Source organism: Hafnia sp. HMSC23F03, assembly GCF_001816025.1.
Lineage (GTDB): Bacteria > Pseudomonadota > Gammaproteobacteria > Enterobacterales > Enterobacteriaceae > Hafnia > Hafnia paralvei.
In genome coordinates, this window is sequence record NZ_KV824216.1 from 84105 (window position 1) to 99931 (window position 15827).

The window sequence follows — 15827 nt, forward strand, 5'->3', positions numbered from 1 at the left end:
AAACAGCAATAAAAAAGGCCGAATGCAGATACATCCGACCTTTTCTTTACTGCTATGACGTCGCTAGTCTTCGTGCGGGAAAACGAGGTTTAAGACGATCGCGGTGATGCCGCCGGCAGCAATGCCGGAGGACAGCAGGGTTTTCATCCAATCAGGTGCAAATTGTAAGATCAGTGGCTGCTGAGAAACGCCCAGACCCACGGCCAGCGATAGCGCCATAATCATGATAGCGCGGCGGTTAAGCGGCTCACGTGAGACGATACGTACCCCCGAAGCTGCAATCGTACCGAACATGACAATGGTTGCTCCGCCCAGTACGGGTTCAGGGATATGCTGGACGAAACCAGCCACGGCAGGGAATAGGCCTAGCACAATGAGCATCAGCGCAACGACAAAACCAACATAGCGGCTGGCGACGCCGGTGAGTTGAATGACGCCATTGTTTTGACCAAAGCACGAGTTTGGAAAGGTGTTAAATACTGCAGATAGCATCGAGTTCAGACCGTTGGCTAATACACCGCCTTTGAGACGTTTCATATACAGCGGGCCAGATACGGGTTGCTCGGACACATCTGAGGTGGCGGTGATATCGCCAATGGTTTCCAGTGAGGTCACCATAAAGACCAACATCAGGGGAATCAACAGATTCCAGTCAATGCCCAACCCGTAATACAACGGTGTTGGTACCATCAGCAGCGAGGTGGTTTTTTCCATATTGCCAGTGTCTGGCAGCATACCTGTCGCCCACGCCAGTGCATAGCCCACGGCCATTGCAATCACCAGCGAAGAAACGCGCAAATAAGGATTTCGTTGGCGGTTGAGCAGAATAATGACAACCAGTACTGAACCTGCCAGCATCAAGTTACTCGGCGCCCCGAAGGTATGATCGTTCATCGCCCCGTAGCCACCGCCTATGGAAACTAGCCCCACCTGAATTAACGATAAACCAATGATCATCACGACCACACCGGAAACCAGCGGCGTGATGATGCGGCGTGCCAAATGCAGGAAGCGAGACAGAATGATTTCGGTGCAGGACGCTAACATTAGCGTACCGAACAGCGTTGCCATCATGGTTGGAATATCGGCACCACCATTTTTTAGAGCCATGCCCCCCATAATTAATGGGCTAACAAAATTAAAGCTGGTGCCCTGAATTGACAGCAGACCTGAGCCAACGGGTCCCCAGGTCTTAATTTGCAGAATGGATGCTAAACCCGATGCAAACAGAGACATGCTGATAATGTGCTGAGTATCTTGTGCTGGTAATCCCAAAGCCTGACAAATCAGTAGGGCAGGAGTGATAACGGCAACAAACATTGCCAGCAGATGTTGGCAGGCGGCAAAAAGGGTTTGTGGAAGTGGTGGACGGTCTTCGAGACGATAAATTAGCTCACTTTTGACAGGCGCTGTGGTGGTAGCGGGCTTCGCTGTTGAAGAGTGAACTTGGTCGAACTCAGTGGATGGCGTGGTCATAATCCATATTCCGGAAGCAACAATGCACGCATTTTAATGATAGCGGTCACAAAAGCAATCGGTTGCGTATAAATTTACCTAAAAATAGGGACACTTTTACATCGCATTTTTTGCTAAAGAAACTTGCCCCAACGTTAGGTTTTGCTTTCTAATTAAACGCTTATCTTTTTTTAATAACGGTGAGAAAAATATAACTATTTGAAATTAAAATAATTATTACATGGAGTGAACAAATGATTCATCTGGACGTTTACGGTACGCTTGTCGCGGCGACCCTGGTGCTACTTCTTGGGCGCCAAATGGTACAAAAAATCCCCTTCTTAACGAAATATACTATCCCGGAACCTGTTGCCGGCGGTTTGCTGGTCGCTCTGGGTTTCCTCTTGTTAAAACAGACCATGGGCTTTGAGGTCAGTTTTGACATGTCGCTTAAAGATCCTTTAATGCTGGCATTCTTTGCCACTATCGGCCTTAACGCCAATCTGGCGAGCCTCAGAAAAGGTGGCAAGGCGCTTAGTATTTTCATTTTTGTCGTTGTGGGATTGCTACTGGTACAAAATGCGATTGGTATCGGTATGGCCAAGATGTTGGGGCTCGACCCGCTGATGGGACTCTTGGCTGGGTCAATCACGCTATCCGGCGGTCATGGTACCGGTGCGGCATGGAGTAAGGTCTTTAGCGAGCGCTATGGATTTGAAAATGCGACAGAAGTCGCGATGGCCTGTGCGACTTTCGGATTGGTTCTCGGTGGATTAATTGGCGGTCCAGTGGCTCGCTATTTGGTTAAACACTCTTCAACGCCGAACGGTACGCCTGATGATACTGAGGTTCCAACCGCGTTTGAGAAGCCATACAGTGGCCGCATGATCACTTCGCTGGTATTAATTGAAACGCTAGCAATGATCGCGATTTGCTTAACCGCGGGTCATTTTATTGCCGACTTCCTACGGGGCACCTCGTTTGAGCTTCCAACGTTTGTATGTGTGTTGTTTGTCGGGGTGGTGTTGAGCAACACCATGCATGCGATTGGTTTCTATCGCGTGTTTGAACGTGCGGTATCGGTGTTGGGGAACGTGAGTCTATCTCTGTTCTTGGCAATGGCGCTGATGAGTTTGAAGTTATGGGAACTGGCCTCGCTGGCGTTACCGATGCTGGCAATTTTGCTGGTACAAACACTGGTTATGGCGTTGTACGCGATTTTTGTCACTTACCGCGTTATGGGCAAAAACTACGATGCGGCGGTATTGGCTGCAGGACATTGTGGTTTCGGATTAGGCGCAACACCAACCGCTATTGCCAATATGCAGGCAATTACCGATCGCTTTGGTCCATCGCATCTGGCCTTCCTGGTGGTGCCGATGGTGGGTGCATTCTTTATCGATATCGTTAACGCGATAGTGATTAAGCTATACCTAATGCTGCCGGTGTTTCCTGCAGTGATGGGATAATTTTAGTATTGCCCCCCTCTTTCCTCATGGGGGAGAGGGGGATACCTTTCTTAAGCGTTGGTGTAGCGGCTACGCTCTGGCAACCAGCGTTCAATTAGCGCCTGCGCATGTTCGGGATAGTTTTGATGTATATGGCGTGCGATACGTTGTACTTCTGGGATCAATGCCTGATCGCGTAGCAAGTCCGCGACTTTGAATTCAGCGCTACCGGTCTGCTTCGTACCGAGTAGTTCACCAGGCCCGCGTATTTCCAAATCTCTCTGAGCAATCACAAAACCATCGTTGCTATCGCGCAGTACCTGTAAACGCTTTTGCGCCGTTTGGCTAAGCGGTGTTTTATACAAGAGTACGCAGTGAGAGGCTACCGCACCACGGCCTACACGACCGCGCAACTGATGCAGTTGAGCCAAGCCTAAGCGCTCAGGGTTTTCGATGATCATCAGGCTAGCGTTAGGCACGTCCACGCCGACCTCTATAACCGTTGTGGCAACAAGAAGCTGAGTTTCGCCAGCCTTGAATGCGCGCATCACTTCTTGTTTTTCTGCTGCCTTCATGCGGCCATGAACCAGCGCAACTTTGATTTCGGGCAGCAGCAGTTTGAGTTCTTCTGCTGTGGCTTCTGCAGCTTGAGCTTCCAACATCTCTGATTCTTCAATCAGGGTGCATACCCAATATGCCTGTCGCCCTTCTTTGAGGCAGGCATTCTTGACACGCTCAATGACGTCAGCGCGACGTGAGTCTGGAATAGCTACGGTAGTTACCGGCGTTCTTCCCGGTGGAAGCTCGTCAATGACAGACGTATCAAGATCGGCATAAGCCGTCATCGCCAACGTTCGAGGAATGGGCGTGGCGGTCATGATCAATTGATGTGGATGGAACCCTTGCTCCTCGCCTTTCTCCCACAGAGCAAGGCGCTGATGCACGCCAAATCGATGCTGCTCGTCAATGATAACCAGTGCAAGACCAGAGAACTGAACCTGATCTTGAAAAATTGCATGGGTGCCGACGATCATATCGACTTCGCCGCTGGCGATCGCTTCCATCTGAGTTTGACGTGCTTTGCCTTTTTGTTTGCCCGCAAGCCAGCCCACTTTTAACCCCAGAGGCTCGAACCACTGACGGAAGTTATTGGCATGTTGTTCGGCAAGCAGTTCGGTAGGCGCCATGAGCGCAACCTGTTTCCCATGAGCAATCGTACGCAGGGCAGCGAGTGCGGCCACTAAGGTTTTACCTGAGCCAACATCGCCCTGAACTAAACGCATCATCGGTACTGGTTTTGCCATATCCGCTTCGATATCAGCTACCACGCGTTCTTGCGCTCCGGTGGGTTTAAACGGCAAGGAGGCGAGCATGAGATTTTTGAGGCGGTCATCCGCTGAGAGCGGCAGCGCTTTATGGCTTTGTGCCCCCGCTCGTACGGCCAGCATGCTGAGATTGTGAGCCAGCAGTTCTTCTAAAATTAAGCGACGCTGTGCCGGATGTTTGCCATGTTCGAGATCGGCCAGTTGCATATCCGGAGGTGGGCGATGCAGCATCCGCAGTGCGTCTGGTAGGCTCATTAGCCCGCGGCGTAGCTCATCTGGCAAGAGTTCGGCAATAGGAACGGTATCAAGTAAGGATAATGCCTGATCGGTAAGCTTGCGCAGTGTGGCTTGGCGAATACCTTCAGTGGTGGGATAAACAGGCGTAAGCGCTTCTTGCAACTCAACGTTTTCTGTTTCACCTTGAATTTTGTATTCTGGATGTATGATTTCCGCACCCAGATTTCCGCGTTTTATTTCACCGTAGGCCAAGACATGTTTGCCCGGCGACAGGCTATTCTTCATTGCCGCATTAAAGTTGAAGAAGCGCATGGTCAGCATTCCGGTACCGTCGCTAATCTGGCTGGTCATCATCCGGCGACGGCCAAAGCTGATATCGGTGCGGAGTACTTCCCCTTCTACCGTAGCGAAGAGGCCAGGCAGAAGGTCGTTGATGGCATACAGGCGAGTACGATCTTCATAGCGCAAAGGCAAATGAAGCAGCAGATCTTGGATATTCTCCAGACCGATTTTAGCGAGTTTACCTGCTTGGCTGGCACCAACGCCAGCTAAAGAGGTTAACGCAATCGCATCCAGCAAGCGGCCTTTCATAGTTAGCCTTTGGTTGCTTGCATGGCGTCCCACCATGCTTGAGGGGCATCGATTTGCCCTTCGTTATCGATACGCGGGCGCGGCAGTTTTTTACGCTTGGCAACGTTCGCCAATACAGGGTAGCCACCTTCCCACAGCAAACGTTGTTGATCTTCGTCGCTTAAAGGGCTGTGCTCACGTTGGTACATACCTGCGTTTTGGCGTTGGCGCTGAGCTTCATACAGGATTAACGCCGAAGCGACGGAAACATTCAGTGATTGCACCATCCCGATCATTGGAATGATGATGTCTTGGTCTGCCAAAGCAAGCGCTTCAGCAGTAATGCCGTATTTTTCCTGCCCCATCAGAATGCAGGTTGGGCGAGTGTAGTCTATTTCGCGAAAATCAACGGCGGTGCTTGAGAGATTGGTTGCTAGAATCTGCATCCCTTCCGCTTTGAGCGTCGATACGGCAGAAGAGATGTCTGGGTGCGTTTTGACTGATACCCAGCTGTTGCTGCCAGCCGCGGTAGATACCATAGTGCGCATGGTTTTACCCGGCCACACGGCATGAACCTGATGAACACCCACGGCGTCAGCGGTGCGGATTACGGCAGAAACGTTATGCGGTTTGTGCACTTGCTCCATGCATACGGTAAGGTCCGGCTGTCGAGTGGCAAGCATCTGACAAATCCGCGCATAGCGTTGAGGAGTCATAGAATTAGTTTCGGTTGCGGTTAACTTTAATCACATCCGGCATGATACGAATTTTACGCATGATATTCGCCAGATGGACGCGATCGCGGGTGGTCAGGCGGATGAACGCGCTGTAAACCCGGCCATCTTTCTCTTCGGTATTCATGCTTTGAATATTTGATGCAGTGGCATTGATTGCAGCAGTCAGATTCGCTAGCGCGCCCTGATGGTTAAACATATCCACTTTAATTTCAGCAATGAACTCTTGCTCAATATCCTTATCCCATTCAACGGCCATAAACTTCTCAGGCTCTTTTTGGTAACCGCGAATGTTGCGACAGGATTCGTGATGAATGACCAAGCCCTTGCCTGGACTCACGTGTGCAATAATCGGATCTCCTGGAATAGGGCGGCAGCATTTGGCGAAGGTCAGCAATACACCGTCGGCGCCTTTTATTGGCAGCTTACGGCCTGTGCTGGTACCGGTTTGCTGCGGGTCGCCAAGCAGATTTTTCGCCACGACAACACTCATGGCATTTCCTAAACCGACTTCGGCTAGCAGGTCATCCATCGAGTGTAGTTTCATGCGATCCAGTTCACGCTGGATATTTTCTGGTGGTAGATCGGACAATTTTCGCCCGTTGCCGAGAGCATGATTAAGCAGACGACGGCCAAGGCTAACAGAGTCATCGCGCTTGAGGTTTTTCAACATCTGGCGAATTTTAGCGCGCGCTTTAGAGCTAACGACAAAATTCAGCCATGCCGCATTTGGGCGAGCCCCCGGAGCGGTGATGATTTCGACATTTTGCCCGCTATGCAGCGCCTGAGACAGCGGATATGGCTGTCTATCAACGCGTGCACCTACACAGGCATGCCCAATATCAGTGTGGACTGCGTAGGCAAAATCGACCGGTGTAGCCCCCGCCGGCAGTTCGACGATGCGACCTTCCGGCGTGAACACATAGATTTCGTCTGGGAACAGATCGGATTTAACGCTCTCGATAAATTCGAATGAACTCCCTGCGCTTTGCTGTAGCTCAAGTAGGCTTTGCATCCAGCGTTGGGCGCGGATTTGCGCGGTGGTGCTAGATTCGCCTTCTTTATACGCCCAGTGAGCGGCGACCCCCATCTCTGCCATTTGGTCCATGTCTTCTGTGCGTATTTGCACTTCAACGGGAACACCGTGCGGGCCAATCAGTGAGGTATGCAGCGATTGGTATCCGTTGGCTTTAGGGATGGCGATATAGTCTTTAACGCGACCTGGACGCGGCTTATACAAGCTGTGCGCCTGACCCAAAACGCGGTAGCAGGTATCTACATCCTTGACGATGACGCGGAAAGCATAAATGTCCATGATGGAGTGAAAACGCTGCTCTTTCAGATGCATTTTGCGGTAGATCGAGTACAGATGTTTTTCTCGACCGTTGACGTGACACTCTATTCCCGCTTCGGTAAGACGACCTTCAATCTCAGAAAGGATCTTCTGAATCATCTCTTTACGGTTACCACGAGCGGCTTTGACCACCTCTTTGATAACGCGATAGCGGTTTGGATAAAGTGCTTCAAAACCCAGCTCTTCCAACTCAGTTTTTAGGTGATGGATACCTAAACGGTGCGCCAGAGGGCTATAGATTTCGAGCGTTTCACGAGCAATGCGGCGACGTTTATCTGGGCGCAAAGAGCCCAGCGTGCGCATGTTATGAGTGCGGTCGGCGAGTTTAATCAAGATCACGCGGATGTCCTGCACCATCGCCATGATCATCTTACGGAAGTTTTCTGCCTGAGCTTCTTTCTTGTCACGGAATTTCAGCTTATCCAGCTTTGACACACCCTCAACCAGCTCGGCAACGCTTTTGCCAAACAACTGTTCCATATCTTGGTAGGTTGCGGGAGTGTCCTCAATGACGTCGTGCAGTAACGCCGCCATCAAGGTTTCATAGTCGAGGCGCATTTCTGCAAGAATGCAGGCTACCGCGACGGGGTGAGTAATGTAAGGCTCACCGCTGGAGCGTGTCTGTCCCTCGTGCGCATCGCGCGCGACGAGGTATGCCTGTTTAAGGCGCTTGATCTGCTCTTCTGGCAGGTATTTTTGAATCAGCAGATTCAGGCTTTCAAACAGATACAAAGGCAGCTCTTCGTGTTAATTAACGACGGCCTTCAGCAATCGCGGTAACCGCTTGGATCTCTGCGGCTTCCTGCTCTTGCTGTTCTTGGCGTTCACGGACATCGAGGATTTGGTTGTTGATCAAACCTTCTTCGATTTCGCGCAGAGCGATAACGGTGTACTTATCGTTTTCTTCTGGTACTAACGGATCTTTGCCGCCAGACTGCATTTGGCGTGCCCGACGAGCAGCGACCAACACTAGGTCAAAACGGTTACCAATTTTCTCTACAGCGTCTTGAACAGTTACGCGTGCCATAAATGTGCTACTCCACAGGTGAAGAAATGACTGGGCATGATACTGAAAGAGTCTTCAGTCTGCCAACAATTTGGTTATTAACGCGTCATGTCGCATTTTCTGGCGACCTAAACGCAGGCGTTCAGCGCGGATAATGGTTTTGAGATCGGATAACGCTAAATCAAAATCATCATTCACGATGAGGTAATCATATTCGGCATAGTGCGTCATCTCGGCAACGGCTTGCGCCATGCGCTTTGCGATGACTTCATCGCTGTCCTGACCACGACCGCGCAAACGGCGATCTAATTCATCTTTCGATGGTGGCAGAATAAAAATGCTGCGTGACTGCGGCATTTTTTTACGAATCTGCTGTGCGCCCTGCCAGTCGATATCAAGAAAGACATCCACGCCGGTCGACAAAATTTGCTCAATCGCTTTACGCGATGTGCCGTAATAGTTGCCAAACACTTCCGCATATTCGAGGAAGGCATCTTCCTCAATCATCTGGCGGAATTCGTCATGAGAGACGAAGTAGTAATGCTCAGCGTGATTTTCACCGGGACGTTTGGCACGAGTGGTGTGCGAAATCGAAACCTGTGTATCGTACAGCGGCTGAGTTTTCAGCAATGCCTGAATCAGGCTGGATTTTCCTGCTCCGCTCGGTGCGGAAACAATATAAAGCGTGCCTTGAACCATAGTGGGTCTTATTGATGTCGTTCGTGTTAAAAGAACAAAAGAAAGATACAACTCCCCGTAGTATACACGGCTACTCGTCGTGATGCAGCGCCCACTTTCAGTCTAAAGTGCGAATTTATTCTCCTCTTCCCATCATTGCGATCGTCTTTGCAAAGAAAATGAGAACCATTGTCTGCTGTTAAAACTCTCCTGAATGTATTTCGTAGAAAGCTGTACTCACTATGGAATGCCGTTTTTATTGCGCTATTACTGGTGCAACAGGAGGTGAAAAATGACATGGAATATATTGATAGTGCTCGTAGTGTGGCTGATTTCAAGCCTGTGCAGGAGTTGGGCTCAACCACTGTGTCCAGATTGGGCAACCGAGCGTGCAACCCATGAAATTAGCGCGCTACAGCAGCAGATTGCTAAATGGGATGAGGCCTATTTCTTGCAAGGATCTTCACCTGTACCAGATGAAATATATGACCAAATGGCGCAACGATTAAAATCATGGAAGCAGTGTTTTTTAACCAATAGCTTACCTTCATATTCATCTCTTGAGCCGACAAGCCCACGTAACACGTTAAGTCATCCGGTCGCGCATACGGGACTGAATAAACTAGAGAATGAAGCGGCTGTAAGAGATTGGCTTAAAGGCAAAGAGAGCGTGTGGGTTCAACCCAAAATTGACGGAGTTGCCGTTACGCTTCATTACCAACATGGCCGCCTAAAAAGCATGATTAGCCGTGGCGACGGTTTAATCGGACAGGATTGGACTAACGCAGCGACTTCCATTAGCGCTATTCCCAAAAAGATCCCTGACGGCGAGGCATATACGGTGCTTCAGGGAGAGCTCTTCCTGAAAGTGACCGATCATCAACAAAAAAGGGACGGCAGCATTAATGCGCGTTCAAAAGTTGCAGGAGCAATGCGATTAAAGTTTTTATCGTCAGACACGGCGAATCAATTGGGGATTTTTATCTGGGGTTACCCCGATGGCCCTGCCGAAATGCCGCAAAGATTGAATAAACTTACTCGTTTGGGATTCCCATTAGCTGAACAATACACTCATGCCGTAACCGATGTCGTTGATGTTGAGAAATGGCGCGAGTATTGGTATCAGCAACCTCTGCCATTTGTGACAGACGGCATCGCGCTACATATGGCGCAGCAGCCAGCATCAGCGTTATGGCGGCCTTCGCCTCCTGGATGGGCTGTGGCTTGGAAATATCCCTTAAAATCCTCCGTGACAGAGGTAAAAGATGTGCAATTCAGCGTTGGGCGTAGCGGACGAATTAACGCAATTTTATTACTTGAGCCTGTAACCGTGGATGATAAGCGGGTCAGTCGCGTGAGTTTGGGGTCGGTTATGCGATGGCAGCAGTGGGACGTACAACCCCACGATCAGGTTTCGGTGGTGCTGGCTGGGCAGGGCACACCCCATTTAGAAAGGGTTATCTGGCGTAGCCCAGAGCGAGTCATTGTGAATGCACCTGATAGGGGGAAATACCATTCTCTGAGCTGTTGGCACTATGCGCCAGGTTGTGAACAGCAGTTTATTGCTCGTGTCGTTTGGATGGCTCAAAGTTTGGGCATTACCGGCGTCGGTGAGGCTTTTTGGCGTGAGTTGGCACAGAGCGGGATGTTGTCTGATTTAGATGATGTCTTAGCTCTAACGGAACACCGTCTGTTGAATCGGGGAATGGGGATAAATCGAGCGAAAAGGCTTAGTGCAGCCATTGAAAGGATAAAACTTGCGCCTAGCGCTACATGGTTAAGGGCGCTGGGAATGTCCTCAACGCTTGCTGACTGTGGGTGGGAATATACCGGTTGCAAACTATCAGTGACGCAAAACAAACAATATCGCCAGATATGGCAGGACAAAGAATGGTTAGGATTAATGGAAAGGTTAAGGCAGCAGGGGGTGGCTGCCTTTAACCCATTTTCCGTTAATGATCTGGCTGCTGATAGTCAAACACCGGTAGTCCCAAACGGAAGCGCAGGGCCAGCAGACGAGCGGTAAAACCAGCAAATAAGGTAATCATTACCGTCAGGTCTTGTGGGATAGCAATATACAGGAGTCCCATATATAGCCACGCAGCAGCAAACGAGATCCCGGCATAAAGCTCTTTTTGGAACACTAATGGGATGCGATTGCAGAACAAATCACGTAGCACACCACCAAAGACGCCCGTTACAACGGCAGCGATAGAGGCAATGATTGGCCCATGACCCATTTCTAAGGCAACCTGTGCACCAATAATAGAAAATACGACCAAGCCGACGGCATCCAAGACTAAAAAGAGCTTACGTAGGTGGGTCATTAATGGTGCAGCCCATGTTGTGACGATAGCGGCTACGGCAACAATGACAATATTTTCAGGGTGTTTAACCCAGCTTAACGGGTAGTGGCCTAATAGCATGTCACGTACTGAACCGCCGCCAATGGCGGTCGCCGAGGCAATGATAATGACACCAAACATATCCATTTGGCGGCGGCCTGCGGCTAATGCCCCAGTCATAGCTTCGGCGGTGATTCCAACGATATACAGAATACTCAGTAACATGGCACAACAACCTTTGAGAACTGAAAAGAGATAGCAGTGGAGGAAGGTTAGTGACTTTATGTAACTATCTCGACTGAGTTTTTCTAAAGGATGTGGTTTCGGATTAATTTAAGTATGCTAAAAATTGTATTTATTGCTGAATAAGTAAGTATTATTTCATTTTCATATTTAATGATTGATTAGAATTTATAACTCGAAAGCTAAATGTTATCCCAATATGCAGGCGTGCCAAACTTCTGCACAAAGAAATCAATGACAACCCGTACTTTGAGGGGCAGACGTCGGCTTTGTGGATAAAGCGCCGCTAGTTGTTGTGGCTCTAGTCGGGTAGATACGGGATATTTCTCCATCAAGCTGACAAGGCGACCATCCTGCAGGGCGTCACCTAGCAGCCATGTTGGGAACACGACAATCCCGAGCCCTTGGATGGCGGCATCTAACAGCGAATCGGCATTATTTCCAGTCAGAGAACCGTGTAGGTTGTATGGAACCCATTGGTTTTTACATTGGAAAAACCATCTCTGTGCGCCAGCGAAGCCTTTAAATACCAGACAGTTGTGGTGTTCTAGCTCTTCTGGCGAAGAGGGGACACCAAAGCGACGGAGATATTCAGGGCTTGCCGCGATGCGATAGTTTTGCTGAGCGAGAACTCTGCCTTGCAGATTTGAGTCCGACAAAATCCCAATGCGAAACAGGAGATCGGACGCATCCTGCATGGGATCGATAAAGTTATCTGTTTGTACAAGTTCGACGCAAAGTTTGGGGTATTTATGGCAGAGTTCAGGAATATATGGCGCAATATGTAATCGACCAAATACCACTGGTGCGTTGATACGAACTAGTCCCGCGGGTTCAAGCTTCTTTTCTTGTAATGCCTGTTCAGCCTCTTCCAGTTGTTCAAGCACGCGACGTGCGTATGTTGCCAGCAGCCGGCCACTTTCTGTTGCGGTTACTGCACGGGTATGACGATAGAGCAATTGCTGGTTAAGTGCCTGTTCCATCTGCTGCATTTGGCGCGAAATAGAAGATGGTGCAATGCCTTCATTACGTGCAACGGCAGAAAAACTGCCATAGTCGATGACTGCGACAAAAAGCCGCAGCGATTTGATACTTAATTCGTTGAACGCTTGCATGCTTGCTTATTCCGCAAAGGGTTTTATCTATGGTGTGTTTTGGTCTTCAATTATTCTAGCTGCTCGCCGGCGGTGCTTCCCCTCTTCACTTGGAAGAGGGGCGTCGAGGATGGCTATTTTATTTTAAACCGCTGCGACGTGCGGATACATTAGCTAGCGCTGACCAATCAAGGTTTCCATCACCTTGCGCAATGGCATCAATAAAGTTGTCGCGCAATACGCTAGCAAAAGGCATTGGTACGTTTTTCTCCTCAGCAGCCTGCTGCGCTAAGCGGACATCTTTTAAACCAAGAGTGAGTTTGAAGCCTGCGGGGGTATAGCGTTCTTCTGCGATCATTCCGCCATAGTTTTTGTATACCGGGGCTGAAAATAGCGTGCTGGTGAGCATATCAATAAAGTTTTTAGGCTCAATACCATGAGCTTTAACTAGCGCTGCGGATTCGCCCACCGATTCAATGACGGTGGCTAACATAAAGTTTGCGGCAAGTTTCACTGTGCTCGCCTGTTCGGGTTTATCACCAAAGTGCCATGTTTTTTGGCCTAACACGTCAAACAGCGGTTGTGCTCGCGCTAGCTGCTCTGGTTCACCGGCAGCCAAGATATTGAGATTGCCTGCAGCGGCAACATCTACGCGTCCTAGCACGGGGGCAGCAATATAGTGAAGCCCTCGTTCTGCACAGTAGGCTGTCATTTCGCGCGTTAGATCGTTAGATACCGTAGCCATATTGATGTACACCGCATTTTTATCAAGGGCGCTCAGTGCCCCCTGAGTCACCATCACATCATGGGTAATGTGGTCATCGGCTAACATGGATATCACCATTTCGCATTCAGCGATATCTGCAGGGGTTTTACACAATGATGCCCCGTTAGCAACAAGAGGTTCTACTGCAGCAGCGCTGCGGTTCCAAACTTTGACTTCATATCCAGCTTTTAGCAGGTTTTGTGCCATGGGTTGCCCCATTGAACCTAATCCAAGAAAAGCGATTTTCATTGATAACTCCTGATTATTGTCTTCCGGTCTGGTGGCAGGTTTACTTTTATCTGTCTTCTCACCCTAGAACTTGGCAGGGATGGAGCCAAGCGACTTCATGCTATGCGCAATACGCAAAACTGTTTAGCAACTCATGCTGTTTTTCGAAAGAAGGTAACTATTGATAATGCTCACTATCAGATACAGCGTTTTTATGCTGGACTTTTTAGTGATATGAGGTGAGAGATGACAGCGTCGGAGCTATGTGAACCAAACTCAATTAAACGTGCGGGATATATTCCATTAGTCATTATGGCTGGAATGGGGCTTTCCGTTGAGGCAGGGTTGCTCGGGCCGTTGGGAGAGGAAGTAGGGCATTTATGGGCGACATTGAGCATCTTCGGTGTCGGTGCCGCTCTGCTATTCCTCCTATCGTTATTAACTGGGAAGCCAAGTGAGCATCGACCATTCAGCACATTACCTCGTTGGCAATTGATCGGCGGACTGCTTGGGCCGGTTTACGTCATTATGCTAACGCTGGCCACTCCGATCATTGGCGTTGCGATGACGATGATCGCGATTCTTTCTGGACAGGTAGCTAAAAGCTTGTTGATTGACCATTTTGGTTGGTTTGGCATCCCGCGTAAAAGAGTCGGCATACAGCGCCTGTTCGCGTTAGCGTTGATAGTTGCTGCTTTAGTTTTAATCGCAGAGGGGGCGTAATTTATGTTTAGCCATATTGTGATGCTTGCGCTGGTGGTCATTGCTGGCGCGGTTTTAAGTATGCAGGCAGCAATCAATGGGCGCCTAGGGGAAAGTGTGGGTGTAATACGTAGCAGCCAGCTAACTTTTGTCGTGGGTGCCGTGCTGAGTGGGCTGTTGATTTTCTTTTTTGAGCCCGCCCATACGCAAACATTGCTAACAGTGCCGAAATGGCAATTGGCGGGCGCCCTTTTCGGGATGTTTTATATGCTGGTGATGGTTGCATCGGTGCCTAAGGTTGGAGTCGCGACCGCGACGGTGGCTGTGATTTGCGGACAACTTTCCATGGGGATGATGATCGACACCTTTGGATGGTTTGGTAATCAGGCAATAGGGTTTTCTATGAGCCGAATGGCTGCCTTAATCTGTTTAGCTCTGGCGCTGGTGCTGATTTATCGCAGTAATCGTGAGGGAGAACAGGCTGTGGTCTGATGGTTTTTGCCCATAAACGTTTTTGTCCATAACCCAAAGCCCAGCAGTTAAGCTGGGCTTTGGGTGTCTAACACCGGCAATTCATTACTCGATGTTTTGGATCTGTTCGCGCATCTGTTCGATCAGCACTTTGAGCTCGATAGCTGATGCGGTTACGTCTGCGTTGATAGACTTAGACGCTAAGGTGTTAGATTCGCGGTTGAATTCCTGCATCATAAAGTCGAGGCGACGTCCGACGGCTTCTTTCTTCTTCAGAATCACATAGGTTTCTTTGACGTGGGCTTCCAGACGATCAAGCTCTTCAGCTACGTCGACGCGTTGTGCCATCAGAACCAGCTCTTGTTCCAGACGGTTGTTTTCCAACTGAACTTGAGCTTCTTCCAGCTTGCTGACCAGACGCTCACGCTGCCATTGCAGAATTTCAGGCATCTGCTGGCGAACTTTGGCGACTTCGGCAGAAACGCCTTCTAAGCGTTGCTCGATCATTGCTTTTAGTGCGTTACCTTCACGCTCGCGCGCGTCGATAAAATCATCGATAGCCAGCTCTAAAGCGGCCATCAGTTCGGTGCTGATAACATCTAAATCTTGCTCTGCGGCAGACATCACACCAGGCCAACGTAGTACTTCCAGTGGATTAATCTCACCTTCATCGCTTTGCATTTTGACCCAATTTGCGGCTTCAACCAGCTGTTTCGCTAGTTTTTCGTTCAAGATCATGGAGCTCTGTGCGCTTGGGTCAAGTTCAAAGCGTAAGTTACATTCGATTTTCCCACGCGTTAAACGCGTACGCAGTCTTTCACGCACCACCGGCTCAAGGCTACGGAACTGCTCCGGCAGGCGAATATAGGTCTCAAGATAGCGCTGGTTAACGGAGCGAAGCTCCCAAGCTGCGCTGCCCCAGTTGCCTTTAATTTCACGGCGGGCGTAAGCGGTCATGCTACGGATCATTTTGCGTACCTGTAAAAATGAATGATGTCAGGATTATAGCCCCGCACCGTCTGCCATGATAGGCATAAGCTCACGAACGTCTACATTGGTCAACGATGAATTAACGGAACCCTTTCGGTGGTAGGCTTGCTGCAACTCGGATTAATTTGGGTATAATGCGCAGCCACATTGAAATAAATCTGATTGCTAGCCGGAGACAAGC

General features: G+C 49.6%; 14 protein-coding genes. 4 read left to right on the plus strand and 10 right to left on the minus strand.

Going from position 1 to position 15827, the window contains the following annotated elements:
* Positions 1-63: 63 nt before the first annotated feature.
* Entirely contained in the window at positions 64-1476 is a 1413-nt protein-coding gene (locus tag HMPREF3091_RS08655; protein ID WP_004094067.1) for a nucleobase:cation symporter-2 family protein, read from the minus strand.
* Between the two features lie 233 nt (positions 1477-1709).
* On the opposite strand from HMPREF3091_RS08655, the gene gltS reads away from it, so the two are divergent.
* Positions 1710-2924, plus strand: a complete 1215-nt coding sequence (gltS, locus tag HMPREF3091_RS08660) for a sodium/glutamate symporter (RefSeq protein WP_004094069.1) — start codon at positions 1710-1712, stop codon at positions 2922-2924.
* Positions 2925-2974: 50 nt separating this feature from the next.
* Here the strand turns inward: gltS and recG are convergent, their stop codons facing one another.
* From recG to gmk, 5 genes are read right to left on the minus strand one after another with little or no spacing between them, the layout of a single operon-like run.
* Positions 2975-5056, minus strand: a complete 2082-nt coding sequence (recG, locus tag HMPREF3091_RS08665) for an ATP-dependent DNA helicase RecG (RefSeq protein WP_070715364.1) — start codon at positions 5054-5056, stop codon at positions 2975-2977.
* A 2-nt stretch (positions 5057-5058) separates the two neighbouring features.
* The gene (gene trmH, locus HMPREF3091_RS08670) at positions 5059-5751 is read right to left on the minus strand and encodes a tRNA (guanosine(18)-2'-O)-methyltransferase TrmH (RefSeq protein WP_071778719.1); all 693 of its coding nucleotides are present in this window, start codon (positions 5749-5751) and stop codon (positions 5059-5061) included.
* A 4-nt stretch (positions 5752-5755) separates the two neighbouring features.
* Positions 5756-7855, minus strand: coding sequence for a bifunctional GTP diphosphokinase/guanosine-3',5'-bis pyrophosphate 3'-pyrophosphohydrolase (spoT, locus tag HMPREF3091_RS08675; protein ID WP_004094074.1), 2100 nt, complete (start codon positions 7853-7855; stop codon positions 5756-5758).
* Between the two features lie 19 nt (positions 7856-7874).
* A complete protein-coding gene (gene rpoZ / locus HMPREF3091_RS08680) occupies positions 7875-8150 on the minus strand; it encodes a DNA-directed RNA polymerase subunit omega (RefSeq protein WP_004094076.1) in 276 nt (91 codons plus the stop codon).
* Positions 8151-8204: 54 nt separating this feature from the next.
* Positions 8205-8828, minus strand: coding sequence for a guanylate kinase (gmk, locus tag HMPREF3091_RS08685; protein ID WP_004094079.1), 624 nt, complete (start codon positions 8826-8828; stop codon positions 8205-8207).
* Between the two features lie 271 nt (positions 8829-9099).
* Between gmk and ligB the strand changes: the two genes are divergently transcribed.
* Complete coding sequence (ligB, locus tag HMPREF3091_RS08690; RefSeq protein WP_070715365.1) at positions 9100-10833, plus strand: NAD-dependent DNA ligase LigB; 1734 nt, start codon at positions 9100-9102, stop codon at positions 10831-10833.
* Here ligB and HMPREF3091_RS08695 read toward each other — a convergent pair.
* The 3 genes from HMPREF3091_RS08695 to HMPREF3091_RS08705 all read right to left on the minus strand — a co-directional run bounded on the left by HMPREF3091_RS08695 (position 10760) and on the right by HMPREF3091_RS08705 (position 13504).
* Positions 10760-11377: a trimeric intracellular cation channel family protein gene (locus HMPREF3091_RS08695; RefSeq protein WP_004094081.1), complete on the minus strand. Its 618-nt coding sequence runs from the start codon at positions 11375-11377 to the stop codon at positions 10760-10762. The two genes, ligB and HMPREF3091_RS08695, sit on opposite strands and share 74 nt — an antisense overlap.
* Before the next feature lie 200 nt (positions 11378-11577).
* A complete protein-coding gene (locus HMPREF3091_RS08700) occupies positions 11578-12510 on the minus strand; it encodes a LysR family transcriptional regulator (protein ID WP_004094082.1) in 933 nt (310 codons plus the stop codon).
* A 118-nt stretch (positions 12511-12628) separates the two neighbouring features.
* Complete coding sequence (locus HMPREF3091_RS08705) at positions 12629-13504, minus strand: NAD(P)-dependent oxidoreductase (protein WP_070715366.1); 876 nt, start codon at positions 13502-13504, stop codon at positions 12629-12631.
* 225 nt (positions 13505-13729) lie between these two features.
* On the opposite strand from HMPREF3091_RS08705, the gene HMPREF3091_RS08710 reads away from it, so the two are divergent.
* Positions 13730-14206 (plus strand): DMT family transporter, encoded by a 477-nt coding sequence (locus tag HMPREF3091_RS08710; RefSeq protein ID WP_070715367.1) that lies wholly within the window; start codon positions 13730-13732, stop codon positions 14204-14206.
* Positions 14207-14209: 3 nt separating this feature from the next.
* Entirely contained in the window at positions 14210-14677 is a 468-nt protein-coding gene (locus HMPREF3091_RS08715) for a DMT family transporter (protein ID WP_070715368.1), read from the plus strand.
* Positions 14678-14761: 84 nt separating this feature from the next.
* Here HMPREF3091_RS08715 and HMPREF3091_RS08720 read toward each other — a convergent pair whose 3' ends face one another.
* A complete protein-coding gene (locus tag HMPREF3091_RS08720) occupies positions 14762-15625 on the minus strand; it encodes a YicC/YloC family endoribonuclease (RefSeq protein WP_004094088.1) in 864 nt (287 codons plus the stop codon).
* Positions 15626-15827 lie beyond the last annotated feature (202 nt).

Excerpts from the sequence above, each read along its gene's own strand:
- trmH (WP_071778719.1), bottom strand. The coding sequence starts at position 5,751 with ATGACTCCTCAACGCTATGCGCGGATTTGTCAGATGCTTGCCACTCGA.
- HMPREF3091_RS08700 (WP_004094082.1), bottom strand. The coding sequence starts at position 12,510 with ATGCAAGCGTTCAACGAATTAAGTATCAAATCGCTGCGGCTTTTTGTC.
- ligB (WP_070715365.1), top strand. The coding sequence starts at position 9,100 with ATGACATGGAATATATTGATAGTGCTCGTAGTGTGGCTGATTTCAAGC.
- gmk (WP_004094079.1), bottom strand. The coding sequence starts at position 8,828 with ATGGTTCAAGGCACGCTTTATATTGTTTCCGCACCGAGCGGAGCAGGA.
- recG (WP_070715364.1), bottom strand. The coding sequence starts at position 5,056 with ATGAAAGGCCGCTTGCTGGATGCGATTGCGTTAACCTCTTTAGCTGGC.
- HMPREF3091_RS08710 (WP_070715367.1), top strand. The coding sequence starts at position 13,730 with ATGACAGCGTCGGAGCTATGTGAACCAAACTCAATTAAACGTGCGGGA.
- rpoZ (WP_004094076.1), bottom strand. The coding sequence starts at position 8,150 with ATGGCACGCGTAACTGTTCAAGACGCTGTAGAGAAAATTGGTAACCGT.
- HMPREF3091_RS08655 (WP_004094067.1), bottom strand. The coding sequence starts at position 1,476 with ATGACCACGCCATCCACTGAGTTCGACCAAGTTCACTCTTCAACAGCG.
- HMPREF3091_RS08720 (WP_004094088.1), bottom strand. The coding sequence starts at position 15,625 with ATGATCCGTAGCATGACCGCTTACGCCCGCCGTGAAATTAAAGGCAAC.
- HMPREF3091_RS08705 (WP_070715366.1), bottom strand. The coding sequence starts at position 13,504 with ATGAAAATCGCTTTTCTTGGATTAGGTTCAATGGGGCAACCCATGGCA.
- gltS (WP_004094069.1), top strand. The coding sequence starts at position 1,710 with ATGATTCATCTGGACGTTTACGGTACGCTTGTCGCGGCGACCCTGGTG.
- HMPREF3091_RS08715 (WP_070715368.1), top strand. The coding sequence starts at position 14,210 with ATGTTTAGCCATATTGTGATGCTTGCGCTGGTGGTCATTGCTGGCGCG.
- HMPREF3091_RS08695 (WP_004094081.1), bottom strand. The coding sequence starts at position 11,377 with ATGTTACTGAGTATTCTGTATATCGTTGGAATCACCGCCGAAGCTATG.